Here is a 25,670-nt window from a genome sequence, read left to right on the forward strand (position 1 = left end):
AGGACTAATCCATTTAATACGGATTAGTCCTTTTATTTTGAGAATGGCATTTATGTCCAACCTAGAGAATAACTAATATTTTCTTAAAAAATCAACGTCACGATCGAAGATTTCTTTAACAACATAAGTTTGTAATGTTGTTAAAATCTTTTCGATTACTTGTGTTTTGTTAGATAAAATACGAATGCTAAAACCATGTGTTGGTAACTGTGTAATACCAAAACGACAATCATATACTTGTTGCAAGTGTTTAATTTGATCGAATACGTTATCTATAAATTTTTGGTTAACATCTGGGTGGATAAAATAGCAAGAACCCAAGTGGCTATAATGCTCCATGTAACCAATATCATCGACTTTATTTTTAGTTGGATCAAGTAACATATTATCAAATACAACGAGATCATCGTCTACATAAATTTCATTTAATAAATGCATATATGTGTAGCTAAAGGCTTTACCTTCTTTAGAATATCCTGGTGTTAAAATATCTGTATAAAATAAAGAAGCTGTTGAACTCAAGTTAAATGTATTATGTTGGTAGAATTTGGCATTTTCAAAAGCGATAATTGGATCGCCTACATATTCCGCATAAGCGTTATCTTTAATATTGAAATTTTGATATTGTTCCACATGATCATTCAACGTTTTATAAATCTTTGTTGCACCTTGCGAAGTTAATATCACTTTTGCATCAGTGTCTACATTAAAGTTCATGTTATAGCGATCGCCATCTAAATAACCGCCACCTACATTCACAATATAAAATGTAGGAATATCAGAGCCGTTTAAGTAGACTGGACGCATTACTTTTAATGCTCTTTCAAAAAAGATATCACGCGCAACAGATTTTTTTCCGTTATTAAAAACAGTTAGATCTAATTGGCCAGTCCATTGTGGATTTGACTCAGACATTAAGCTAATCCTTTAAGAAATACATCTTGTTCAATCCACTCAAGTACATTGTCTAAGCCTTCATCGGTTTTAAGATTTGTAAAAGTGAATGGGCGGTTACCACGGAATGCTTTTGTATCTTCTGCCATGCGTTCTAATGATGCATTAACATAAGGCGCTAAATCAGTCTTATTGATTACAAAGTAGTCAGATTTAATCATACCTTGTCCACCTTTACGTGGAATTTTTTCGCCTTGTGCAACATCAATAATATAAATTGAAAAATCAACGAGTTCCGGACTGAAAGTTGCCGCTAAATTATCGCCACCAGATTCAATGAAAATAAGTTCTATATCTTCATTGCGTTCTTTTAGTTCATCAATTGCTGCAAAGTTCATTGATGCATCTTCACGAATTGCTGTGTGTGGGCATCCACCCGTTTCAACACCGATAATTCTATCTTCAGGTAATACACCTGAGTTAACTAATATTTTTTCATCTTCTTTTGTATATATATCATTAGTGATAACACCAATGCTCAAGTCTTTTGCTAAACGTTTAACAATTTTCTCGATAAGCTGGGTTTTCCCTGCACCCACAGGGCCACCGATACCTATTTTAACTGTCTCTGTCATAAAAATTGTCCTCCTAAGATATAAAAATTCTTACATTGACGTTCTCGTGTTCCATTTGATTGATTTCTAATCCTGGTGCAGTAATACCTAGTTGGGATTCATCCAATGTCATGATATAGTCTCTTGTCTCTTTCATAAGTGGAATCATATGATGTACAATACGTTGACCAGCAGTTTGTCCCAAAGGAATTGCGCGTACCGCATTTTGAGTTAAACTGGACACGTTTTGATATAAATAATAATCAATAATTGTTTCGATATCGACTCCTAAATGATGTCCGAGCATCGTAAAACAAATGGCAGGATGCAACTTGGCTTTTTTCTCTTTTAGTTGCGCATTGTACCAGTCAATCCAGTCACTATCATAAAGTTCAGAAGCGAGTTTGACCATGCGGTTACCCATTTGTTTTGAACCTTGGCGTGTTTCTTTAGGTAAGTTTTGTACGAAAAGAATTTTATCTAATCGCAATATAGATTCTGAATCATTTTGATTAAGCGCATCGTAGACGAGTCGCATGGCTAAGCCATCTGCATATGTCAATTGTTCGTTTAAGAATAACGCGAGCCATTGTTGAAAGCTTGCTTCGTCATGTACTGTGTCACGTTGAATATAAGTTTCAAGGCCAAAGGAATGACTAAATGCACCTGTCGGGAATTGAGAATCACAAAATTGAAACAGACGTAGATGTGCATGATCAGTCATGTGAATGACCTATATGTCTAAATGCTTTATTTACTTTACGATCTTCATGCTCGTATGGAATCCCTAAATCTTTTAATAATGATTCTACCAAGTAGTCGTATTGTACAAGCATTTCAGTTTCTGTAAATTGTGCTGGCAAATGTCTGTTTCCAAGTTGATGCGCGATATCTCCCATTTCTTGAAGCGTACGTGGTTTAATAACGAGTAAATCTTCAGAATTCACATCTACGATAATCATATTGGTATCGTCTTTATATAAAATGTCGCCATATTGTAAATCAATAGGTTGTTTTAAACGAATTCCTATTTCATTACCATGGTCTGTCGTTACACGTTGAATACGTTTAACTAAATCAGAGTTTTCCAAGTATACTTTTTCTATATGTTTACCTTTTTCACTATCAGCAATGTTAGCGATATTTCCTACAATTTCTTCGATGATCATTTTTTACCTCCTAGAATAAGAAATAGCGTTGAGTTAACGGTAATTCAGTAGCTGGTTCACTTGTGATTTTTTCACCGTCCACGAATACTTCATATGTTTGTGGATCAACATCTATTTTTGGTGTTGCATTGTTGTTTTTCATATCTGCTTTACTTAACTTACGGATATTACGAACAGGTCTTACTTTACGTTTTAAGCCGAGTACTTTATCAATATCATTTTCGTATGCTGTTGAAGAAACGAAAGTCATTGAAGTACTTTGCATATTGCCACCTAATTGTCCGTACATTTTACGGTATTTCAAGGGTTCAGAAGTAGGGATAGAACCGTTAGCATCACCATTAATGGCTGTATTAATGAGTCCACCTTTAAGGATAACGTCTGGTTTTACGCCAAAGAAAGCAGGTTCCCACATGATAATATCGGCGAGTTTGCCTTCTTCAATAGAGCCAACATAATCTGAAATACCATGTGTAATGGCAGGGTTAATCGTATATTTAGCGATATAACGTTTGATACGGTTATTGTCATTATGTTTACTGTCACCTTCTAATGCACCACGTTGTTCTTTCATACGGTGTGCAACTTGCCAAGTACGTGTAATAACTTCACCGACACGTCCCATAGCTTGAGAATCAGAACTTACCATACTAAATACGCCAATATCATGTAATACATCTTCTGCTGCAATTGTTTCTTTACGAATACGTGAATCAGCAAATGCGATGTCTTCAGGGATTGCAGCGTTTAAGTGGTGGGTAATCATAACCATATCTAAATGTTCGTCTACAGTATTTACTGTGTATGGAAGTGTTGGATTTGTAGAAGAAGGTAAAATGTTTGGATAGGCAGCAGATTTAATTAAATCTGGCGCGTGGCCACCACCAGCACCTTCTGTATGATACATGTGTAATACGCGGTTTTTAACTGCGGCCATTGTTTCTTCCATGAAGCCAGCTTCATTTAATGTATCGGCGTGTAGTGCGATTTGAACATCATAGTCATCTGCGACTTGCAAAGCGTGGTCTAATGCTGAAGGTGTCGCACCCCAGTCTTCGTGTACTTTTAAGCCAATCGCACCAGCATGTACTTGTTCTACTAAGGCAGTGTGATTGACTGCTTGACCTTTACCAGTGAACCCAATATTTAATGGCAATGATTCTGCAGATTCTAACATGCGGTGTAGATGCCATGGTCCTGGAGTAACTGTAGTTGCTTTTGCACCTTCAGATGCACCAGTGCCGCCACCAATATGCGTAGTTATACCACTTTCAAGCGCAACTTGTGACTGTTCAGGGTTAATAAAGTGAACGTGTGTATCAATACCACCTGCAGTTACGATTTTACCTTCTGCAGAAATAATATCAGTCGTAGTACCAATAATAATATCTACATTATCCATAATATCAGGATTACCTGCTTTTCCGACTGCCATAATATAGCCATTTTTAATACCAATATCAGCTTTAATAATTTTATCGTAGTCGATAATCATTGCATTTGTCATAACTAAATCTGCAACCTGTTTATCATCACGTGTTACATTAGGATTTTGAGCCATGCCGTCTCTGATAGATTTACCACCACCAAATGTCGCCTCATCGCCATACGTAGCGTAATCTTTTTCTACTCTTGCAAATAAATTTGTATCTCCAAGTCTTACAGAGTCACCAACAGTTGGCCCATAAAGACTTGTATATTGTGATTGCGTCATTTTAAAACTCATGCTTTATACCCACTTTCTTTATTAGCATTTTCGTTTTCTTGATTTTCTTCTTCAACGATTTCTGTAGCTGAAGTGTCTGTTTCATCTCTATAGACACGAGACTCATCAATTGCTCCATTTACAGCACCGTGAAAACCATAAATTTTTCGTTTGCCAGAAAATTCAACGAGTTGAACTTCTTTCTCATCACCCGGTTCAAAACGAACGGCTGCACCAGCAGGAATATCGAGTCGTTTACCATAGGCTTTTTCATGGTCAAAGTCTAGCGCTGGATTCGCTTCAAAAAAGTGATAATGTGAGCCGACTTGTATTGGTCGATCTCCAGTATTTTTCACATTAAGTATTGTGGATTTATGACCTTTATTTACTTCTATTTCTGTACGTTTAACTATAATTTCACCAGGTTTCATAATATAAATCCTCCTTTATACGATTGGGTGATGTATGGTAATCAATTTAGTTCCGTCAGGGAAAGTCGCTTCAATTTCCATTTCTGTTAGCATATCGGCAATACCTTCCATTACATCATCTTCACTTAATATTTGTTTCCCATAACTCATCAGTTCTGCCACAGATTTTCCATCTCTAGCACCTTCAAGTAGTTCAAAACTAATTATAGCTACTGCCTCTGGATAATTTAATTTTAAACCGCGTTGTTGACGTCTGCGTGCTAAATCTGCTGCTACAACTAGCATCAACTTATCTTGTTCACGTTGTGTAAAATGCACGAGCTTCACTACCTTTCAATTATTTATATCGTGTCCGTTAATTATGTCCGCTATATAATGATATTCCGAATAGTATTTAACTACAAGAATAACCCCTTGTGAGCGTGAAAAATAAAAAAAAAGAATTTTATTACAGGCGATATGTATCTCTTTAAATTTAGTGGATATTAATATATTATTATTTAAGTCAAAGTATATAGAAATCAGGTGACGTTGTGGACGCTATTCGGATAATATTGAAGAATATTGCGCAAGTATTATTATTGAACAATTCGTGGACAGGATTGTTTGTTTTAGCAGGTATTTTTGTAGGTAATTGGAAAGTGGGGCTAATGGCTTTGAGTGCAAGTGTCATTTCCCTATTGCTTGCAAAACGCACGAATTATTCAGAAGAGGAAATCAACACGGGATTGGCCGGGTTCAATCCCGTACTTACTGCCATTGCATTAACATTATTCTTAGTACCAGAATGGTATAGTGTGGTTATTGTATTAGTGGCAATTATTATAACAATGCCTATTGGTTCGGCATTTAGAGAGTTTTTCAAACCATTTGGTGTGCCAATGTTAACAATGCCATATGTATTTGTAAGTTGGATTGTATTACTCATGTCATTCCAATTTAAATTTGTGAACGCAGATGTTAATATTTTGCCGAATACAGTTCAGGAAATTAAATTTTCTGGTCATAGTATCGACTTTATAAGTGCATTTTTGACGGGTTTCAGTGAAATATTTTTACTTAAAAATATGATTGCAGGTATATTAATTCTTATTGGTATTTTTATTGCTTCCAGAAAAGCTGGTACATTTGCAATTATTGCAAATATTATAGGTTTTGCAGCAGTCACGGTACTTGGTGGTAATCACGACCAAATTAATGATGGTCTGTTTGGCTATAATGTCATACTTACAGTGTTAGCTTTAGGTGTCGCATTTAGTACTAGAATTCCGCGTTATATAAGTATTGTGTTAGGCATTCTGCTAACTGTCATATTACATGCAGGCATGACTACATTATTAACACCATTTGGTTTGCCGGTATTTACATTGCCATTTATTATTGCTACGTGGATTATGCTATTTGCGGGTAATCAAATGAAAGAACAACAAATAGAGTGATATAACATGAAAACTTAAATTAATCTGGTTGAAAGTGTAGTTAACTCTATTGTTATAAGTTTTAAAATATAAATTTCTAATTGATTTTAAGAATGGTTTTTTAGAAAGAAGGAAAATAAATGAAAAGATTAGTGGTATTGTTTGCAACCGCAGCAATTACTTTAGCAGGATGTAGTGGATCTGGAAGTCAATCTAAAGGAAACACTTTGAACATTGAGTTACCTTTAAAAACAACTTCAATCGCCCCTTATGAAACCGATGTACCAGTGAAAATTGGCGCAGCAGAATCTTTGTTTAAAGCCTCCGCTGAAGGAAAAGTTCAAAAATTATTAGTTGAATCATATAATCAAAAGTCACCAACTCAACTCGATCTAAAAATAAAAGATGATATTAAATTCCAAAATGGTAAAAAAGTGACTGGTAAAGCAGTGAAATCTAGTTTGGAAGAAAGTATTGAGAAAAGTGACTTGGTAAAAGGATCTCTTCCTATTAAGGACATTCAAGTAGACGGACAAAATGTTACGATTACGACAAAAGAAGCATATCCTGAATTAGTTTCAGAGCTTGCCAGTCCATTTTCAGCAATCTATGATACGGAAGCAAAGGGCGATGTAAATAAAACCCCTGTTGGTACTGGACCATATCAAATTAAAGATTATAAGCAATCTCAAAAAATTAAATTAGATCAGAATAAAGACTACTGGCAAGGTAAACCGAAACTAGATCATATTAATGTTACTTATCAAGAAGATGGTAACGCACGTACGAGTGATTTAGACTCTGGGAAAGCAGATGTTATTACAGATGTACCTGTGGAAAAAGTAAAAACACTAAAAGAGAGTGATGAAACAAAAGTATCAAGTGTCTCAGGATTTAGAACAGGCTTACTCTTATATAACCATACAAGCGATAAGATGACGCAACCTGTACGCGAAGCACTCGATAAAGTAATAAATCGTGAAAGTATTGCGAAAAATGTGTCTAAAGGTCATGCTGAACCTGCGACTGGACCTTTCAATACAAAATTAGATTTTATAGAGAATCGACAAGTGCAGAAACAAGATATAGATAAAGCGAAGCAAATAATGGAAGAAGAAGGCTATACAAAAGAACATCCATTACAATTAACAGTTTCAACATATAATGGACGTCCAGAACTTCCCAAAATTGCACAAGTCATCCAATCAGATGCTAAAAAAGCCAATATTGATATTAAATTACGTAATGTGGATGATATCCAAGGTTACCTAAAAGATAAAAGTCAGTGGGATGCATCACTTTATAGCTTTGGTACGATTCCAAGAGGAGACACTGGTTATTTCTTCAACCAAGCGTATAAACCACAAGGTGCGATTAATGCAGGTGATTATGATAATGACAAAGTGACTGCTTTAATAAATCAATTTAATAAAACAGTAGATACAAAAGAACGTCATCGTTTAACGAATAAAATTATTGATATAACTAGCAATGACTTAGCAAATAGCTATATTTCATATAATGATAATATCGTCGGTATGAGTAAAGATGTAGAAAACTTAAAAGCAACTCCTGAAGGCGTCTATCTCATCGATTATAAAGTGGATAAAAAACAATGATATTAAAAAATATACTTTCTAGAATTGGACAAATGATCATTGTATTGTTTGTCCTTTCTACTATCACTTTTATATTAATGAAACTTACGCCGGGAGACCCAGTCGACAAAATTTTACATTTAGATGTAGCTAACGTTTCAAGTGAACAAATTGAAGCTACCAAACAAAAATTAGGTTTAGACCAACCCGTAGTCATCCAATACATTCAATGGTTAGGACAAATTGTGCAGTTGAATTTTGGTACGAGTTATCAAACAGGCGAGCCTGTAATCAATGAATTAATTTATTATACGCCACCTACAGCATTCATTGCTATTTTGACTATCATTATCGTTTTTATTGTAGCAGTGCCATTAGGTATTATTGCAGCGAAATACTATCATACTTGGATTGATACATTGATCCGCACAGTGACATCTTTTACTGTTAGTATACCTTCATTCTTTTTAGGAACTTTATTGATTTATGTATTCGCACAAAAACTCAACTTACTTCCATCATCTGGATTAGATTCGTTAGCAGGCTACGTATTACCTATGATAGCACTGAGCATAGGTATGAGTGCCTATTATGTCAGATTAATGCGTTCTAATTTAGTAGAACTGTACCAATCTAAAGAAGTAGAAGCGGCTCGACTCAGAGGGATGTCTGAACGTTATATTTTATGGAAAGACTTGTTTAAGCCTGCTATTATACCGGTCGTTACAGTCTTGGGTATGTCTATAGGCAGTCTTATTGGTGGCACAGTCGTTATTGAAAACTTATTTAGTATACCAGGTATTGGTCATTTCCTAGTCGATAGTATTAGAGCAAGGGATTATCCTGTTGTGCAAGGTGCAGTTCTTATGATTGGTTTCCTTGTTGTTCTTGCTAACACAATCAGTGACTTATTGTTATTATGGCTAGATCCAAAACGTCGATACAATAAAAATCGTAAAAAGACTAAAGTAGCGCGTCAGGATGGTGAGATGTAATGAAACATATTAATAAACACAATCTCATTTTCTATGGTTTTTCTTTCTATCTCATCGTCATTATAATAGCGCAATTTTTTGTTTCAACTAATAGTGCGTTAGAAGTGCATTTAGGTAATGCTTTGGAAACGCCAAGTCTGACTCATTGGTTAGGGACAGATGATTATGGTAGAGATTTATTATCACGAGTTATCGTTGGGGCAAGGTATACTTTACTCATTAGTTTGATTACATTACTCGTTACGGTAATTATTGGTGTTCCACTTGGTCTTTTAGCCGGTTACAAAAAGGGAATCGTCGATACAGTGATTATGCGTTTAATTGACATTGGACTAAGCATTCCAGAATTTGTATTGATGATTGCATTTGCCAGCTTTTTTAAACCGAGTATTTGGAATTTAGTCATCGCCATTACAATAATTAAATGGATGACATATACAAGACTTACACGTTCTGTAATAAGCAGTGAAATGATGAAACCCTATATACAAATGGCTAAGTTATTTAATGTGCCAACGCGTACAATTATTTGGAAACATTTTTTACCACAAGTTACGCCATCTATTATTGTGCTGATGACTGTTGATTTTGGTAAAATTATTCTTTATATTTCATCACTATCCTTTTTAGGGCTAGGCGCACAACCACCTTCACCTGAATGGGGAGCAATGCTTAATGCTGGACGTGACTATATTAGCTCATATCCATTACTGTTAATTGTTCCAGCAACTTTAATTACACTAACAATTTTATTATTTAATTTAGCTGGTGATGCCTTACGAGATAAATTATTAAAAGGGAAGCGTGATTTGGATGACTAATATACTCGATATATCCAATCTATCAATCAAAGACAATTCAGGTACTAAGCTCATTCATAATATCAACCTAGGACTTAAGCAAAGTAAAGTGAATGTCCTAGTTGGTGAAAGTGGTTCGGGTAAAAGTTTAACTGCCAAAGCACTCGTTCAACGTGTACCACGTACATTAGATATGGAATTTGATGGATTACGTTACAAAAACCAAAGTGTCATAGATATACATACTTTATTAGGCAAAGATATCGGTTTTATTTCTCAAGACTATACACACAGCTTTAATGATCATACAAAATTGGGTAAACAACTTATGGCTATTTACAGAATGCACTATAAAGTTAAGAAAGCAGTGGCAAAGCAGTTTGTCATTAAAGCATTACAATGGGTAGATTTAGTACCTGACCAAGTCATGGACCGCTACTGCTTTAGCTTGTCTGGAGGACAACTTGCTAGGGTACAAATTGCGAGTGTTCTGATGTTAAATCCAGAAGTCATTATCGCTGATGAACCAACCTCATCATTAGATGCGATAACGGGTTATAATGTAATGAACTTAATTAAACATTTAGCGGAAGTGCATCAAGTAACTTTATTAATTATCACACATAATTTATCACACGTTTTAGATTTTAGTGACTGGATTCATGTGATACGTCACGGAGAAATAATAGATTCTAATCATGTTCAAGCCTTTAAAAATCACAATGTAAAACCCTATAGCCTGGAGTTATTTAATTCCCGTAGTCAGCTAAGAAGGGAGAATGCTTATGATTGAATTAACAGGAATAAATTTTAAATATGATCAAGATCCTATTTTAACTAATATTAACCTGACTATAAAAGCGGATGAAATTATTGGTATCGTAGGTGAAAGTGGTTCCGGAAAAACAACTTTAGCGCATCTTATGCTAGGTTTACTTCAACCGACCGAAGGACAAATCATCACACATGGATTAACATTATTACCTATATTTCAGCATGCATATGATAGTTTTAATCCGAAATTTAATATGGGGAAATCCTTAGCAGAACCTATACAGTATTATAAAGGTACGATTATGAGTGATGTACATCGAAGAATGAAAGCAATGATGACATATATGGACCTAGATACTAAGTTGTTGGATAGGTTACCTGATGAATTAAGTGGTGGCCAATTACAGCGATTTAATACAATCCGTACACTTATGTTGGAACCAGATATGCTTCTATGTGATGAAATCACAGCCAGCTTAGATGTTATTGCAGAACAAAAAATGATAGAAGTGCTGAAAGATTATCATCACAGAACACAAAAAGGCATGTTGATGATTTCTCATGATATTGCCTTTTTAAATCATTTGGTTGAAAGAGTTATTGTAATGAAAAATGGCATCATTGTAGACGATTTTAATGTAGAGAATTTATTTAGTAATCAACGACATGAATATACAAAACAGTTACTTTCTATATATTAAGAAAGTGGCTGTTTATTTATATAACATCTACAATCATTTAGAATTTCAAATAGTAATTCTTTATATATTATTGTGTTTAATACAGCTTCCTGTATAATTTAAAATACGATAAAAAAAGGGGACATAAAACAATGAAGAAACTATTATTACCTTTGTTAGTGTTGGTGCTTGTACTTGCAGCGTGTAGCAATGGCTCAGAAGACAAGTCGTCTAAAAAAGATAGCGAAAAAACAACTTACAAACAAGACTCAGGAGATAAAGTGAAAATACCTAAAAATCCTAAGCGTATTGTCGTTTTAGGGGCAACATATGCAGGTGGTTTAAAACAACTTGATGCGAATATTGTAGGAGTTGCGAATATCGTTGATGACAGTAAAGTATTAAAAGAAAAATTTAAAGATGTGGAGAAGGTAGATGCTGAAAATGTAGAAAGCGTCGCGAAACTCAAACCAGATTTAATCATTACTTATAATACAGATGAAAACTTGAAAAAAATGAAAAAAATAGCACCAACTGTTGCCTTTGATTATGCAAAACATGATTATAAAGAACAGCACCTAGAGCTAGGGAAAATTGTTGGCAAAGAAGATAAAGCAAAAAAATGGGTTGAAGACTGGGAGCAAAAAACAAAAGATGATGGTAAAGAAATCAAAGATGCCATTGGAGCAGATACAACAGTGTCTATCATCAAAGATTTTGACAAAAAAATCTATGCGCTAGGTAAAACATATGGTCACGGTAGTGAGATTTTATACGACTCATTTGGGTTGAAAATGCCAGAGACAGTAGAAAAAGCAACAAAAGAAAATGATTTAGCTGATATCTCAGAAGAAGAGCTTCCTAAAATGGCTGGCGATTATGTTGTGACTCCTGTAGCAAAAGGGTCTGACTTATCATTTGAAAATAAAGAAATTTGGAAAAATACTGAAGCGGTACAAAACAATCATACATTTAAAGTAGACGAAGGCATTTATTGGTTGAATGATCCGTATTCATTAGAATATGAACGTAAAGATTTAAAAGAGAAATTATTAAATAGCAATTCATAGTGAGCTGAACATACTGCGAGGACTTTTTATTTATAAAGCCTTCCAGTATGTTTTTTTATTTAAAATTATAGTGCTAGTGGTATGGATGAGTACTTTTTTATTTAATAATGAATGTGTTAATCTTAAGTGAATGCGCTCACTTTTTTAAATGATAAATTATGGGGTTAACAAAACAATCAATCTATAATGTAACGTAAAGCTATAAAATAAACAGCAGAATAAATATAGATGTTAGAGAAGTATTGGGGGATGTTATATGGAACAACAGCAAAAAATAAATAATTGGATTGAAATGACAAAATATGTACACTACACAGAATCATTAATAGAAAAAACGTTAAAACAACAATATCATTTAAGTTTAAAAGAATTTTATGTACTATACGAAATTTTTACAGCAACAGGAAAAAAATATAAAATGAATGATTTAATTAAAATAGTAGATTTGAGTCAAAGTGCAATGTCGCGTTTAATCGTTAGGATAGAAAGAATGGATTGTCCGCTCGTTTTTAGACAAGAATGTGTTGAAGATCAACGCGCTATGTATATCTATCTAACTGAAGAAGGATTAACAATGACTAAAAAGGCGTTGAACACATATGAACAATTGATTGAAAAGATTGACCTATCGCATATTCGTAAGCTCACTCATATTAATGATGATTAATTCATTAAATTTTAGTTTTTATAGTATAACCTAGGAAATAATCACAATGTAAGTGGATAACGGTTCTATAGTTTAAAGTAGATGATTAATGCCCTCTATAGAGTGAAATATAATATGGTGAGTAAAAATAGGGGACGTGTTAAAATGGATATACAATCGGCATGGCTAAATTTACCAGTAAAAGACCTTAAAGCAAGTGAAGTATTTTTTAGTGCAATTGGCTTTAAAATTCAACAAAATGATGCTGTTTTGGATAAAATGAGAGGAATTCAAACGATCGATAATAAAATTATTATGCTTATTGAACGTAGCCAATTTAAAAAAGCATCTCAGCTTTCTAATATAGGCTCAAATGAAGCATTAGTTTCTATTTCTGTATCTCAGTCTCAAGATGTTGATGCATTATTAAATAAAGTTAAAGAAGCGGGCGGTAAAGTATTGCAAAGCGGTACGATGTTAGAAGGGTTTTATGGTGGTTTGTTTAGTGACATAGATGGCCATTTATTTAATATTATTGTGATGTAAAGTAAGTAGTAACATATATTGTTAGGGTTGATAACGAATTTGGAAGGATGTATACCGATGATAAAAGCAATTGCAGTAGATAAAGATGGAACGTTATTTAAATCCAATCATACCTTTGATGAAATATATTTTGAAAAAATATTTGAAGGAATAACAAAACGTAATATCAAATTTATTGTAGCAAGTGGTAATCAATATGCCCAATTACGATCATATTTCCCAGGCAAGGAAGCACAAATTACGTATGTAGCAGAAAATGGCGCCGTTACATACGTTGACGATACATTAGTGTCTTCTTCACATTTTGATCAACAACTTACCTTTGATATTCTGCAGACAATTATGGTGGATTATAATATCTCTGATGTTATAGTAAGTGGGATTAAATCAGCATATGTTAAAAGTGATTGTAGCGATGAATTTATGAATTTTATTACTAACTATTACTACGATATTGAAAAAGTTGAAAACTTTAGTGATATCAAAGATGACCAGTTTGTTAAAGTGGCAATGAGAATCAAAGATGACAATATCGTAAATCAAGTGAAAACTGGTTTGGAAAGTGAATATGCACATGAAATACGAGCCGTGACAAGTGGTGCTGAGAGTGTGGATCTTATTTTACCTGGAGTGAATAAAGGTGTAGCGATTCAAGCACTTTTAAACCAGTGGGGCATAGAGCAAGACGAATTATTAGCTTTTGGAGATGCTAATAATGACTTAGAAATGCTAGCATTGACCACACATAGTTATGCTATGGCGAAATGTAGCCCAGAACTTGAAAAAATAGCTCAACACCGCGCACCATCTAATGATGAATCTGGTGTATTACAAGTAATTGAGAGATACTTAAAGCAACAGGATTAAGTATCAATATAAGTCGAAAATAATTGCATAGCAATTTAAATAAAATAAAGGAAGCTTCCAAGATTTAGATGGAGGCTTCCTTATTTATATGCCTATTATTTTATAATTAATACAGGAAGATTCGCGCTGTTGGCAATTTTATGAGTGACATTCCCAAGAACATTTTTAATGTCTGGCTTTGCACGTTTATTACTCATGACGATAATGTCATATTTATTTTCTTCAACTTCTTGCAGAATAGATTGCTTGATGTATCCTGTACTAAATCTCACGCGAACATTTAAACCGAGATTTTCTAATTTTTGAACAAATGGATCTAGTTTTTTGCCTTTTTCGTTCGCTAATTCTTCAAAATGTTTACCATCATAGCGTACTGAGGTTTGTAAGTCACCTTCAGAAATAACATTGAAAATTGTAATTTCAGCGTCATCTACGCCAGCAGTTAAGTTTTGTAGTTCTTGCGGAACGTTATCGAATGTGTTGCCAAAGTCATAAGCTAATAGTATTTTCTTGTACATAATAGCGCCTCCTTTATTATTTACATACCCTAATAAAGATAATGTAATATGATTTTAAACTAAATAATTACTGAATTTTATACGTCTAACCCTATAATATCATTTATATGCTCATAACCTTCTGTTTTAAGGTATTTTGCCAAGTTTTTATTTAATTTTTTAGTTAGTCCTGGTCCTTCAAATACTAAAGCACTATAAAGTTGTACGAGCGAAGCGCCATGACGCATCATTGTAATGACGTCACTGGTATTAAATATACCCCCAGTACCAATAATTAAGAACTGACCATTTGTTTGTTTATAGGCATAAGAAATGAGTTCTAGATTACGTTCAAATAGCGGTCTACCACTTAAACCACCAGTTTCATGCTGATTGTCAGAATGTAACTGTTCACGTTTCTGAGTGGTATTAGCTAAAATAATGCCATCAAAAGTTTCAACGATAGGGTCCAACATACGACCTAAACTATCTAAATCAAGATCTGAAGTCAGCTTGATAAAAATAGGCACGTTGATATTGTGACTGTCTTTATATGATTGAATTGCGGAACAAAGTTGTGAGAATTCATCTTTGTCATGGAAGCTTTGTAAATTTTTAGTGTTAGGTGAGCTAATATTCACAGTAAAAAAAGTTACATCATTTCTAAATGTATCGATTACTTTTATATAATCTTGATAACGTGATTCATAATCAGTAAATTTATTCACACCCACATTCAAACCTATAGGTACTTGATAGATATATTTACGTAGGTTACTAAGTGCCTTGTTCATACCTAAATTGTTGAAGCCCATACGGTTAATTAAAGCGTTATCCTCAACTAATCGGTACATACGTGGTTTTGGATTACCAGGCTGTGGTTTAGGTGTAACACCTCCGAGTTCTATAGCACCAAACCCTGCTTTCTCTAAAGCTTTAGGAACTTCACAAGATTTATCGAAGCCTGCTGCAAGACCAATAGGATTGTCAAAATGAATACCATGAATTTCTTGATGTAGGGCTGTATGCTCATAATGAAATAACTGTTCGATGACTGGTAATAATTTAGAATGTTTTTGTACGAATTTCAGTGCGTCAATAGTCATGCCATGTGCTTTTTCAGGGTCATATTGAAATAAAATAGGTTTGATTAGTTTATACATGAGATTATCACTCCGTTAATCGAATTTTATATGTATTTAAGCCAAAAGTTAATTTATATTGTTGGCTATATTGAAAATGATGTCTTTAATAGACTAGCATTTTACTGAATATATGCCTAGAGTAAATCAAGATAATTTTAAGAAGTGTCACATAAAAAGTATGACAATAAGCATTATTGATTAAGATATGTTGAAAAAGGTAATAATTAAGTAGCAATATTATAGCTTAATAGTTATGGAGGGGTACAAATGAAACAAGAATGGCAAGCACAACTTCCATTAAATCATATAGAATCTATATCTCCAGTTGGTGGTGGAGATGTGAATGAAGCATTTCAAGTAACAACACCAGATGAAACTTATTTTTTACTCGTGCAACGTAATCGTAATGAAGATTTCTTTGCAGCAGAAATTGCAGGTTTAAACCTTTTTGAACAAGCGCAAATTACTGCGCCAAAAGTGATTGGAAGCGGAAAAATTAATGAAGATGCTTATTTACTCTTAACATTTTTAGATGAAGGCACAACTGGTAGCCAAAGAGAATTAGGACAGCTTGTTGCGAAAATGCATAGCCAACAACAATCATCAGGAAAATTTGGGTTTGATTTACCATATGAAGGTGGAGATATTTCATTTGATAATAGCTGGACAGATTCATGGATAACATTATTTGTGGAACGTCGTCTGGATCATTTAAAAGATGAATTATTGCGGTTGAAATTATGGACAGATAACGATGCTCAAACATATAAACGTGTACGTAAGGTCATTATAGATGCACTGAATAAGCATACGAGTAAACCTTCCTTATTGCATGGAGACTTATGGGGAGGCAATTATATGTTTTTAGAAAATGGTTCGCCTGCACTATTTGATCCGGCACCATTATATGGTGATAGAGAATTTGATTTAGGTATTACTACCGTGTTTGGTGGTTTTACACAATCATTTTATGATGAATATAATAAGCATTATCCATTGAGCGATGGTGCGGAGAAACGCTTAGAATTTTATAGACTTTATTTATTAATGGTACACTTAGTCAAATTTGGAAATATGTATGCGAGCAGTGTTGATCGTTCAATGCAACAAATTTTAAACGATTGATATAAGTAATTGTACTTTGTGAACCTCAGAAATAGTAAACGGCTGTGCGCTTTGATATGAAAGTGCACAGCCGTTTTTTGTGAATATTTATTATAAAGTTATCAATTTAATTTAAATCTAAAGTATTCATGTTTTCACGTAATTCATAGACTTTATCTGGCGTAATGTCTTCACCTAAAGGATCAACGACTTTCAAAGTTGAAAATGTGTTAACAACTTGTCCACGAATCATTTGTAAATATTCTTGTCTTAATACATGTTGTTCTTGTTTTTCTTCAATGCTCAATGTTTCAACTTTTTCTTTATTTGCTAGTATATTAATTCTATCTAATAGTGTCATAATTTTTTTCCTCCTGTAATTCATGAGGTGGAAAGTGTGGAATAATATAATTTCCAACCTCTGTTAATATATTTTTATAAGTTCTTTCATTTTCAACTAAGTGGAGCATAATATGATTCGTACCTATACGCTCATATGATTTTAATATTTTTATTAAAGTATTTCTACCTAAGCGATAACCACCTTTAATAGGTTTAACCAACTCATTTGGATTCACAGACAAATCGATAACAAGTGGATGCATAAAAGGTTTGAATACATCATTTTGATGCCAATCTAGTAATAATTTCTTTTGCTGCTGAAAATCTTGTGGGTAAAACATCCAGCCATCCATGTGTTTCTTTAGCCAAGACATATTTTGTTTTGAATAACCAGTAGCAAACATTGGAATATGCTTGTGTTTTGGTAATATTTGTAAACCGGCATCCTCATATAATTCAAATATAGAATTTGAGATTTGCGGTGAATGTGTTTTCCATAAATCGTTTATAGAAGTTATCGCTGTTTGAAATTGTTCAGTTAAATGGTTTGTATTTACTTTAAAAGCTGGAAATTCGAATGATCGATCTCCTGTAGCAACGCCTAATAATAATCGCTCATTTGAAATCAAGTCAAGAGAAGTAGCAGCTTTCGCTATATGAATTGGATGACGTAATGTAGCAACAATACTAGATGTTCCGAGAGCGATTTTTGATGTCTTGGCGCTGAGATAAGTTAAAAATACAAACGGATCGTAGTTTGTCGTTACATTTCCTAAATGTGGGCTATAAAGCGGACTGTCCCGTACAAAAAGGCTCGTAAATCCAAGTGTTTCAGCGTATTGCGCTAAATCAACTTGATGTTCCAACGACAATGCGATGTGTTCAGAATTATCAAAAGGTAACGTTAAGCCTAACGTCAAATGACCCTGTTGAAAAGTCCGTTTGAAACCATTGTGTTTTTGAATTGTTGTCACGTCTATCCCTCCTAACTTTATTTAAGCAACAAGCATTATCTAACTAACACCTGTTGTTTAAATGAATTGTATTACGTTACGAGATATAAAGCAAACAACATGTTTATATATTTATCGTTTAAACAACATAAAGAGAAATGTGTTGTTTTGAAAATGATACTATTTTAGAAGATAGGGTATAACCTAAGAATATACTATTAAAAAAACTTATAAATTAAGGTGATATATTTTCAAAAACTAATATTATGATTTGATTATTTTTGGAAAATTCTTTAAATTTTAATAGTATAATATATTTTAATGGAGGGTTATTTATGTTTATAAGAAAAATGATAGGTAGTATAGCTTTTTCTTTAGTTATGTTATCTGCAATTGCACCATTTAGTAGTTCTGCAGCTACGGATACTCAAAATAACGATACAACGAATCAGCAAACACAAACACAACAAAATGATAATACAACCAATAGTCAGTCATCAGAAGTTATGCCAAGGGTCATATTACCTGATGAAGACAGAACACAAATTAAAAATACCACTACAGGCCATTACCAATCAGTAGGCTACATTAATATGGGAGACAATATAGCGACAGGCGTAGTCATCGATGAAAATACTGTATTAACAAATAAACATGTTGCTAATCTTTCAAACGGTGATATGACATTTGCACCTGCAGCTAAAAATGAAGGTTCATTTCCGTATGGTGAGTTTACTGAAAAAGATGTCCAAGCTTACCCTGGTCAAGAAGGCTTAGTACTTGTACATTTTAATACTAACGATAAAGGACAGTCTGTAGGTGATGTCGTACAACCCGCAACAATCCAAGATGCATCAAGTGTTAGTAAAGGTGATCCTGTGACAGTAACTGGCTATCCGGGTGATAAATCGTTAGCTACAATGTGGGAAAGTAAGGGAGAAGTATTAACAAATAGCGGCACGCAACTTACATACGGTGCGAGTACATTTGGCGGTAACTCTGGTTCTGCAATCTTTAATGCGAATAATGAAGTAGTAGGATTACATTACGGTGGCGTAGAAGGTGAAAGTAATAATGGCGTCGCATTAACTGGTGATGTATTAGACTTTATTAATGAAAACAAAAAATAGTTTCTTGAAAAATTTTAAGCCTCTAGAACAAATAAGCATTGCTTTAGAGGCTTTTTTGTAGGATTTATTTTAATACGTGACTCATAAACAAAGGAAGTGCTTTTTCGATATAGTTATGTGCAGAAGTGTTGCTCGTATGAAACCAATGTTTAGCTGTGCCATATAGCCCCCACGATAAAAAGCGAGCACTTGTAGCTAAGGCTTCTCTATCTTCAGTTGGATGTTTTTGTACGATTAACGTTAAGAAAATATCTTCCAGTTCTTCTTTTACTCTCTTTTCAACTACTTCACCATATGCAGCACTATTTAATTTACATTCATTATGTGTTTCTTCAATATAACTCGTAATTGTGATAAACGTTTTGCATAATGTTTCTTCATTAAGTTCGGAAGCAAGGGTTAAGTTATCGTTTAAATTTTTAAGAATGGTTTCTGACAATGTATAATCCATAATGTCATATTTATCATAAAAGTGAGCATAGAATGTAGCACGGTTTACAGTTGCGCGTTCAGTTATATCCTTCACTGTAATGGTTTGTAACTTCTTTTCTTTGGCAATGTCACGAAAGGCATCCATCAATAATTTTTTTGTTCTGGTAATTCGTGGATCAACATGTGTTGTGGTCATTGACTTCACACCTCCTTAAATAAGTTGCAAATAAGATAATTTATACAAATTATCTGGCTTTAGTTCATGAATGTCAATATGCTTGATTTGTAATGAGTAAAAATAAATATAAAACGGCGTGCTTTAACATGAATTGCATTGTTTCATAATTGGTTTATTACTATGGTTTTCGGTTTGAATATTGATTAGTTAATATTGTTACTACCATATTAAAAAGTAGTATGATAGAAATGTGGCAAGATTTCGAATTGGAGGATTAGAATACAGTAAGGTTTACGTAGAAGATTCTTGTTATAGCGAATTTTTAAATGAACTTTCAGTATTAGCTATTGTTTTAATTTTGAGATTTGAAATGAGCAACATATCTAAAATATTTTGATTGGAGTGAAGCATATGACTAAAAAGATTATTATGGATTGTGATCCAGGACATGATGACGCAATTGCTTTAATTTTAGCTGGTGCAAAAAATAGCTCACTTGATGTCTTAGCAGTAACTACAGTGGCAGGTAATCAATCTGTTGAAAAAAATACAAAGAACGCATTGAATGTGCTTGAAGTTATGGGAAGAGGAGATATCAATGTCTCAGTTGGTGCAACACGTCCGTTAATTAAGCCAGCTTCATTTGCCTCCCAAATTCATGGCAATACTGGTTTGGATGGTCCGAAGTTACCTGAAGTGCCATCTCTTAAACCCACACCAGATCATGCTGCTGATGTCATTATTAAAACATTAAAGCAGAGTGAAGAACCAGTTACCATTGTTGCTACAGGACCGTTAACTAACATAGCAACTGCATTAATTAAAGATCCAAGCATTACGCAATATATCGATTCTATAACAATTATGGGCGGGGGCACATTCGGTAATTGGACGCCTAACGCGGAATTCAATATTTGGGTAGATGCTGAAGCGGCGAAACGAATCTTTGATAGTGGAGTGACAATTAATGTATTTGGGCTAGATGTCACACACCAAGTATTGGCAACGGATGAAGTCATTAATCGATTTAAGCGTATCGACAATCAAATTGCTAAATTTGTCGTTGAACTTTTAGAGTTTTTCAAATCAACATATAAAACACATTTTAATATGGATGGTGGCCCAATACATGATGCTTGTACAATTTTGTATTTATTACAGCCAGACTTATTTACGATGCAACATACACACATAGATATTGAACACCAAAGTCCGCTTACATATGGGACGATGGCAGTCGATTTAAATGATATTACGCATAAAGAAAAAAATGCTTATTTCGCTACTGCAGTGGATGTAGAAAGCGTATGGAAACTAATGGAAAATATGCTTGGAAGTTATAGTGCTTAAAATAATATATAGCTTTAAGGTCGTTGAAGCATAATCTGAAATAATTTGAATGAAAAGTCATTGTATAAATAATATACGATGACTTTTTTGTGACATCAAACTAAAGTATGAGCCGTTTTCAAGTTGTATGATTAGCGTATCAAAACTATAAAAAGTATACTAATATATCACAACTTAAATATAATAAAGGTGATTTGAATAGTGAAAAATACGATAAAAACAATTGTTTTACTTATTATTATTATAGTTCCGTTAACACTACTCATTATTAACATCGACGACATTCAAGACAGTATGAATAAAACTTTTACAGAAGAAAGCAGTAACGAGACTGATGAAGATAATGGTAACTCATTTAGCATGTTATTTGATGGAAGTAGAGAAACAGAAACATTTGGTGAATACGAGAGAAGTAATTTTGATGGTAAACATTATGGTATAGATTATCATTTACCTAAAGATACGCCTATAAAAGCTGCTTCAGATGGTACGGTAACACGCACATTTAATAACGAATTAGGTGGGAAAGTCTTACAAATTTCGGAAGCAAATGGTCAGTATCATCAATGGTATATGCATTTAAATGATTATAAGGTTGAAGTAGGTGACAAAGTGCAAGCTGGCGATGTCGTTGCACTTTCAGGCAATACTGGCGAACAAACCACAGGCGCTCATCTTCATTTCCAAAGAATGAATGGTGGCGTAGGTAATACGTATGCCGAAGATCCTAAATCATTTATAGAAAAACTGCCTGATGGCGAAAAAAGTTTATATAAAAAATAATAAAAAGTTTTGGTAATATGTTGCCAAAGCTCAGAACGTAGACAAATCAAATGCTGTAAAGGCATTTGATTTTTTTTATAGATGTTTTTCCTTGAGACAATCTTTGTTCATTAATTTCAATGGTCAATTATGATTGGAAATGTAGGGAATATCTTTTCTCTAATTTAGTTATAGATTCAATTTTATTTTCGTTTGTCTTTACATAATTTCAAACAATGATTGATTATATTATTATTATTTTAAAAAGTGGCAGTGATTTGGGCAGACTTCTGCGGGAAAAGCACTAGCTGAAGACTACAGGCTGAGGCTGTCCCCGCGGAAAGAGTGCACAAAAAATGCCAACAAAGTCGTAGGCTTTGTCGATATTATGAAGCTTTGCAGTTGGCAAAGCTTTCTGTATACACATTAGTCATTGATGTCATATATGGAATCGTAAGCTAAATAATCTTGATGTATGGCTTCCCATAAATAGAATGCACCAATAGATGCACAATGCTTCCAACGTTCAGAACATAAGGCAAGCTGTGCTTTTCGTTGCGCTTTAGTTGTACCGTACAACCATTGCGCTGATCTTTGCAGTCCAACATCATGAACAGGGACAACATCTGGACGCTGTAATGTAAATAATAAAAAAACTTCTGCAGTCCATTGCCCAATACCTTTTACTTCAGTTAACGTACGAATAACTTCATCGTTGCTTAACTTGTGCAAATTTTCTAAATCTAGTTTTCCATGTTGTATATGTGTTACTAAATTATGAATATAATTAATTTTAGATTTAGATAAACCAAAGGATTTCATTTGCGTATCTTCAATTTCTGACAGTTTATCAACTGTCCATTCATCATTGATAGCATCTGTTAGCTGTTCGAAAATAGATGCGGCCACTTTTACCGTGATTTGTTGTCCTATTATAGAGCGAATTAAAGATTTTAATGGGTTAGGACGAATATTGATTTGAAGATTGCCGACTTTTTTAATCAGTAATGCTAATGTTGCATCTTTTTTAATTAATTGTTGAACACAGTCATCTTGTACATGAATATTCCATGAGGTCAATTCTAACACCACCTTATTTTAGCAAGTCTTGCAGTACGACAGCTTGGTTATGCTCTTCATCTTTAGCTGCAAATAATAAAATAATATCTTTTTTAGTATTAGATTTGATTTCTTTAAGTTCATTAAATGCTTCTTGTTGATTGTCATTTTCACGTAATTCTTTTTCATATTTTTCTTTGAAAGCAGCATACAATTTAGGATCATGATCGAACCATTTTCTTAACTCAGATGTAGGCGCAAGTTCTTTTAACCAATAATCTAAATTTGCATCCTCTTTAGATACACCTCTTGGCCAAACGCGGTCTACAAGTATACGCACACCATCTTTTTGTTCTTTATCATAAATTCTTTGAATGTGAATAGTCATAGCATTCATCCTTTCTAAAAAAACTATTACAATACTTAATTACCTATAATGAATATAGAAAAACATAATTACTTTAATTATAGAAGAAAGAGAAAGGGTATATAGATATAAAGAGAGAAATAGGAGTGAGTTCAATGACAAATTTCGATAATGTGCAACCACCTCAACAATTCAAATATCGAGATAACGATGTATGTATAAAAAACTATTATGAATTTACATGTAACAATCGTATTTATTTCACTGAAAAATTTCACAAAGATTTAGAGAATCATTTATACAAATTCAACATTGAAATTATATCTGCAATTGATGATTATGGTCTAGCAATGGATTTTAATGAAGTTGATAAGTTATATAAAAAAGAAATTGAACCTTATTTAGACGGAAAATTAGTCAACGAAACATTGCCGGATATGAATACAACAGCTGAAAATATCGCTTTTTGGATTTGGGAACAATTTGATCGCTTATTACCAGAAAATAATAAACTGCAAAAACTAGAATTTTTTGAAACTGAAACACAAGGACTCGTAATAACTTCTGAATTAATGGAAAAATAAAAGTTATTATGGAAGAAACTAAAAACCATTAGAAACCAACTAAATATATAATTAATAGCCGATAGATTACTTAATCGTTATCTGTGGGCTTTTTAGTTGTTGTTTTACTAGATTATTTTAAAAAATTAAATATGAAATAAATATTCTGAAAATTAAGATAATGTGATATATTAGTAATTATTACAACTTAGGAGGAACTGCTATGATGAAAGTCAGTCCGAAACAATTTATAAATAATGTATTATCAGGTGTAGCAATAGCGATTGTTGCAGGTCTGATTCCAAATGCAATTTTAGGTGAATTATTTAAATTGCTTTCACCAAAGTATCCAATATTTGAAACAATGTTACAAGTTGTCGAAAGTATACAATTTACAGTACCACTTCTTGTAGGAGCATTGATTGCAATGCGCTTCAATCTAACGCCATTAGCTACAGCAGTAGTTGCAAGTTCGGCATTTGTTGGTAGTGGGGTTGCACAATTCAAAGATGGTGTATGGATGCTTGTAGGCGTTGGGGATTTAATCAATACAATGATTACTGCAGCAATTGCAGTGTTTTTTATATTAATAGTAGGAGAACGTTTCGGTAGTTTAACGCTAATTATTTTACCAACAATTGTTGGAGGCTTGGCTGCATTAATAGGCGTACTCATACTGCCATACATACAAATGATTACTACAGGTATAGGTAATTTAGTAAATTCATTTACAGAATTACAACCTATATTAATGTCTATGCTTATTGCACTTGCATTTAGTTTCATAATTATTTCACCGATATCGACCGTGGCTACAGCCCTAGCCATAGGTATAAGTGGTCTAGCAGCTGGTTCTGCTTCGCTTGGCATCGTAGCATGTGAAGGTGTACTTGTTGCAGGCACAATGAAAATGAATAGACCAGGCGTACCGATAACGATTTTCTTAGGTGGCGTTAAAATGATGATACCGAATATGGTAAGACATCCTATTATTTTATTACCGATTTTTACAAACGCACTTATCACAGGGTTTGTAGGTGGGCTTATTGGCATAGAAGGTACTAAAGAATCAGCCGGATTTGGTATTATCGGGCTTGTAGGGCCAATTAGTGCCTTTAAATTTATGGAAGACTCGATATTAATGAATTTATTATTAGTATTTATCACGTTCTTTGTAGTTCCATTTATAATGGGGTACTTAATTAATCTTTTCTATATGAAGGTATTAAAACTGTATGATAGTAACATTTATAAATTCTTAGCATAAAATGTTATATGTTTTGGATATGAAATGAGTAACGAATTGTAATAAACTAACAGTCAAATTGATTTTTTGAAAATACAGTTAGATAATCTAAAAGGCCACATAACAGTGGTCTTTTTTTATTTTTACAAAAATTAGTGCAAGTTTCGCGCAAAATTATAATTTTTATGTTGAATTTTAATTTTACAGTTGGGTAACAGTAGATGGTTTTGTAATATTTCAGACTATATAAAAAATTAGTATGAAAATTGACGTGAAGCGCAATATAATAACATTTAGAGATATATGAAAAGTATATTTTATTTGTTTAGAGCGTT

General features: G+C 33.4%; 30 protein-coding genes. 16 read left to right on the top strand and 14 right to left on the bottom strand.

Annotated elements, in window-relative coordinates; genetic code table 11:
• Positions 1 to 72: 72 nt before the first annotated feature.
• From SOJ_RS02905 to SOJ_RS02935, 7 genes are read right to left on the bottom strand one after another with little or no spacing between them, the layout of a single operon-like run.
• Positions 73 to 915 carry an urease accessory protein UreD gene (locus SOJ_RS02905; RefSeq protein ID WP_002506586.1) on the bottom strand — a complete coding sequence of 281 codons (843 nt, stop codon included), beginning with the start codon at positions 913 to 915 and terminating at the stop codon, positions 73 to 75.
• Positions 915 to 1,529: an urease accessory protein UreG gene (gene ureG / locus SOJ_RS02910; protein WP_002506587.1), complete on the bottom strand. Its 615-nt coding sequence runs from the start codon at positions 1,527 to 1,529 to the stop codon at positions 915 to 917. Before ureG ends, SOJ_RS02905 begins: the two co-directional genes overlap by 1 nt.
• Positions 1,530 to 1,542: 13 nt before the next feature.
• Complete coding sequence (locus SOJ_RS02915; RefSeq protein ID WP_002506588.1) at positions 1,543 to 2,232, bottom strand: urease accessory protein UreF; 690 nt, start codon at positions 2,230 to 2,232, stop codon at positions 1,543 to 1,545.
• Entirely contained in the window at positions 2,225 to 2,677 is a 453-nt protein-coding gene (ureE, locus tag SOJ_RS02920; RefSeq protein ID WP_002506589.1) for an urease accessory protein UreE, read from the bottom strand. Before ureE ends, SOJ_RS02915 begins: the two co-directional genes overlap by 8 nt.
• Positions 2,678 to 2,687: 10 nt before the next feature.
• Positions 2,688 to 4,403, bottom strand: a complete 1,716-nt coding sequence (gene ureC, locus SOJ_RS02925; protein ID WP_002506590.1) for an urease subunit alpha — start codon at positions 4,401 to 4,403, stop codon at positions 2,688 to 2,690.
• Positions 4,400 to 4,813 carry an urease subunit beta gene (locus tag SOJ_RS02930; RefSeq protein ID WP_002506591.1) on the bottom strand — a complete coding sequence of 138 codons (414 nt, stop codon included), beginning with the start codon at positions 4,811 to 4,813 and terminating at the stop codon, positions 4,400 to 4,402. Before SOJ_RS02930 ends, ureC begins: the two co-directional genes overlap by 4 nt.
• A gap of 15 nt (positions 4,814 to 4,828) precedes the next feature.
• Positions 4,829 to 5,131, bottom strand: a complete 303-nt coding sequence (locus tag SOJ_RS02935) for an urease subunit gamma (protein ID WP_002506592.1) — start codon at positions 5,129 to 5,131, stop codon at positions 4,829 to 4,831.
• Between the two features lie 215 nt (positions 5,132 to 5,346).
• Between SOJ_RS02935 and yut the strand changes: the two genes are divergently transcribed.
• The 10 genes from yut (at position 5,347) to SOJ_RS02985 (ending at position 14,207) form a co-directional block, all read left to right on the top strand.
• Positions 5,347 to 6,252: an urea transporter gene (yut, locus tag SOJ_RS02940; RefSeq protein WP_002506593.1), complete on the top strand. Its 906-nt coding sequence runs from the start codon at positions 5,347 to 5,349 to the stop codon at positions 6,250 to 6,252.
• Positions 6,253 to 6,371: 119 nt separating this feature from the next.
• Positions 6,372 to 7,850, top strand: a complete 1,479-nt coding sequence (gene nikA, locus SOJ_RS02945) for a nickel ABC transporter substrate-binding protein (RefSeq protein WP_002506594.1) — start codon at positions 6,372 to 6,374, stop codon at positions 7,848 to 7,850.
• Positions 7,847 to 8,824, top strand: coding sequence for a nickel ABC transporter permease (nikB, locus tag SOJ_RS02950; protein ID WP_002506595.1), 978 nt, complete (start codon positions 7,847 to 7,849; stop codon positions 8,822 to 8,824). Before nikA ends, nikB begins: the two co-directional genes overlap by 4 nt.
• Positions 8,824 to 9,645 carry a nickel transporter permease gene (gene nikC, locus SOJ_RS02955; protein ID WP_002506596.1) on the top strand — a complete coding sequence of 274 codons (822 nt, stop codon included), beginning with the start codon at positions 8,824 to 8,826 and terminating at the stop codon, positions 9,643 to 9,645. Before nikB ends, nikC begins: the two co-directional genes overlap by 1 nt.
• Positions 9,638 to 10,417: an ATP-binding cassette domain-containing protein gene (locus tag SOJ_RS02960; protein ID WP_002506597.1), complete on the top strand. Its 780-nt coding sequence runs from the start codon at positions 9,638 to 9,640 to the stop codon at positions 10,415 to 10,417. Before nikC ends, SOJ_RS02960 begins: the two co-directional genes overlap by 8 nt.
• Positions 10,410 to 11,099 carry an ABC transporter ATP-binding protein gene (locus tag SOJ_RS02965; RefSeq protein ID WP_002506598.1) on the top strand — a complete coding sequence of 230 codons (690 nt, stop codon included), beginning with the start codon at positions 10,410 to 10,412 and terminating at the stop codon, positions 11,097 to 11,099. The genes SOJ_RS02960 and SOJ_RS02965 overlap by 8 nt, the downstream gene beginning before the upstream one ends.
• A 131-nt stretch (positions 11,100 to 11,230) precedes the next feature.
• Positions 11,231 to 12,148: an ABC transporter substrate-binding protein gene (locus SOJ_RS02970; RefSeq protein ID WP_002506599.1), complete on the top strand. Its 918-nt coding sequence runs from the start codon at positions 11,231 to 11,233 to the stop codon at positions 12,146 to 12,148.
• A 256-nt stretch (positions 12,149 to 12,404) separates the two neighbouring features.
• Entirely contained in the window at positions 12,405 to 12,815 is a 411-nt protein-coding gene (locus tag SOJ_RS02975) for a MarR family winged helix-turn-helix transcriptional regulator (protein ID WP_002506600.1), read from the top strand.
• Between the two features lie 144 nt (positions 12,816 to 12,959).
• Positions 12,960 to 13,340 carry a VOC family protein gene (locus tag SOJ_RS02980; protein ID WP_002506601.1) on the top strand — a complete coding sequence of 127 codons (381 nt, stop codon included), beginning with the start codon at positions 12,960 to 12,962 and terminating at the stop codon, positions 13,338 to 13,340.
• Positions 13,341 to 13,397: 57 nt separating this feature from the next.
• Positions 13,398 to 14,207 (top strand): Cof-type HAD-IIB family hydrolase, encoded by an 810-nt coding sequence (locus SOJ_RS02985; protein WP_002506602.1) that lies wholly within the window; start codon positions 13,398 to 13,400, stop codon positions 14,205 to 14,207.
• Between the two features lie 95 nt (positions 14,208 to 14,302).
• Here the strand turns inward: SOJ_RS02985 and SOJ_RS02990 are convergent, their stop codons facing one another.
• Positions 14,303 to 14,725: a universal stress protein gene (locus SOJ_RS02990; protein WP_002506603.1), complete on the bottom strand. Its 423-nt coding sequence runs from the start codon at positions 14,723 to 14,725 to the stop codon at positions 14,303 to 14,305.
• A gap of 77 nt (positions 14,726 to 14,802) precedes the next feature.
• Positions 14,803 to 15,867 carry a quinone-dependent dihydroorotate dehydrogenase gene (locus SOJ_RS02995; RefSeq protein WP_002506604.1) on the bottom strand — a complete coding sequence of 355 codons (1,065 nt, stop codon included), beginning with the start codon at positions 15,865 to 15,867 and terminating at the stop codon, positions 14,803 to 14,805.
• Positions 15,868 to 16,116: 249 nt separating this feature from the next.
• On the opposite strand from SOJ_RS02995, the gene SOJ_RS03000 reads away from it, so the two are divergent.
• A complete protein-coding gene (locus SOJ_RS03000) occupies positions 16,117 to 16,974 on the top strand; it encodes a fructosamine kinase family protein (RefSeq protein ID WP_002506605.1) in 858 nt (285 codons plus the stop codon).
• A 106-nt stretch (positions 16,975 to 17,080) separates the two neighbouring features.
• On the opposite strand, the gene SOJ_RS03005 is transcribed toward SOJ_RS03000, so the two are convergent.
• Both SOJ_RS03005 and SOJ_RS03010 read right to left on the bottom strand, forming a co-directional pair.
• Positions 17,081 to 17,314 (bottom strand): DUF896 domain-containing protein, encoded by a 234-nt coding sequence (locus SOJ_RS03005; protein ID WP_002506606.1) that lies wholly within the window; start codon positions 17,312 to 17,314, stop codon positions 17,081 to 17,083.
• Positions 17,298 to 18,269 (bottom strand): LLM class oxidoreductase, encoded by a 972-nt coding sequence (locus SOJ_RS03010; RefSeq protein WP_002506607.1) that lies wholly within the window; start codon positions 18,267 to 18,269, stop codon positions 17,298 to 17,300. The genes SOJ_RS03005 and SOJ_RS03010 overlap by 17 nt, the downstream gene beginning before the upstream one ends.
• A gap of 314 nt (positions 18,270 to 18,583) precedes the next feature.
• Here SOJ_RS03010 and SOJ_RS03015 point away from each other — a divergent pair, with 314 nt between their 5' ends.
• On the top strand, positions 18,584 to 19,378 hold the full coding sequence (locus SOJ_RS03015; protein ID WP_002506608.1) for a trypsin-like serine peptidase: 795 nt from the start codon (positions 18,584 to 18,586) through the stop codon (positions 19,376 to 19,378).
• A 64-nt stretch (positions 19,379 to 19,442) separates the two neighbouring features.
• On the opposite strand, the gene SOJ_RS03020 is transcribed toward SOJ_RS03015, so the two are convergent.
• Positions 19,443 to 20,006: a TetR/AcrR family transcriptional regulator gene (locus SOJ_RS03020; protein ID WP_002506609.1), complete on the bottom strand. Its 564-nt coding sequence runs from the start codon at positions 20,004 to 20,006 to the stop codon at positions 19,443 to 19,445.
• Between the two features lie 393 nt (positions 20,007 to 20,399).
• Here SOJ_RS03020 and SOJ_RS03025 point away from each other — a divergent pair, with 393 nt between their 5' ends.
• Both SOJ_RS03025 and SOJ_RS03030 read left to right on the top strand, forming a co-directional pair.
• Positions 20,400 to 21,338 (top strand): nucleoside hydrolase, encoded by a 939-nt coding sequence (locus SOJ_RS03025; RefSeq protein WP_002506610.1) that lies wholly within the window; start codon positions 20,400 to 20,402, stop codon positions 21,336 to 21,338.
• A gap of 201 nt (positions 21,339 to 21,539) precedes the next feature.
• Complete coding sequence (locus tag SOJ_RS03030; RefSeq protein ID WP_002506611.1) at positions 21,540 to 22,121, top strand: M23 family metallopeptidase; 582 nt, start codon at positions 21,540 to 21,542, stop codon at positions 22,119 to 22,121.
• Positions 22,122 to 22,526: 405 nt separating this feature from the next.
• Here SOJ_RS03030 and SOJ_RS03035 read toward each other — a convergent pair whose 3' ends face one another.
• Positions 22,527 to 23,180: a DNA-3-methyladenine glycosylase family protein gene (locus SOJ_RS03035; protein WP_002506612.1), complete on the bottom strand. Its 654-nt coding sequence runs from the start codon at positions 23,178 to 23,180 to the stop codon at positions 22,527 to 22,529.
• A 13-nt stretch (positions 23,181 to 23,193) separates the two neighbouring features.
• Positions 23,194 to 23,547: a DUF488 domain-containing protein gene (locus tag SOJ_RS03040; protein ID WP_002506613.1), complete on the bottom strand. Its 354-nt coding sequence runs from the start codon at positions 23,545 to 23,547 to the stop codon at positions 23,194 to 23,196.
• A 134-nt stretch (positions 23,548 to 23,681) separates the two neighbouring features.
• Between SOJ_RS03040 and SOJ_RS03045 the strand changes: the two genes are divergently transcribed.
• Both SOJ_RS03045 and SOJ_RS03050 read left to right on the top strand, forming a co-directional pair.
• Entirely contained in the window at positions 23,682 to 24,110 is a 429-nt protein-coding gene (locus SOJ_RS03045; RefSeq protein WP_002506614.1) for a 6-pyruvoyl trahydropterin synthase family protein, read from the top strand.
• A 202-nt stretch (positions 24,111 to 24,312) separates the two neighbouring features.
• Positions 24,313 to 25,356 carry a PTS transporter subunit IIC gene (locus SOJ_RS03050; protein WP_002506615.1) on the top strand — a complete coding sequence of 348 codons (1,044 nt, stop codon included), beginning with the start codon at positions 24,313 to 24,315 and terminating at the stop codon, positions 25,354 to 25,356.
• Positions 25,357 to 25,670 lie beyond the last annotated feature (314 nt).

Source organism: Staphylococcus sp. OJ82, assembly GCF_000294465.1.
GTDB classification, from domain to species: Bacteria; Bacillota; Bacilli; order Staphylococcales; family Staphylococcaceae; genus Staphylococcus; species Staphylococcus equorum.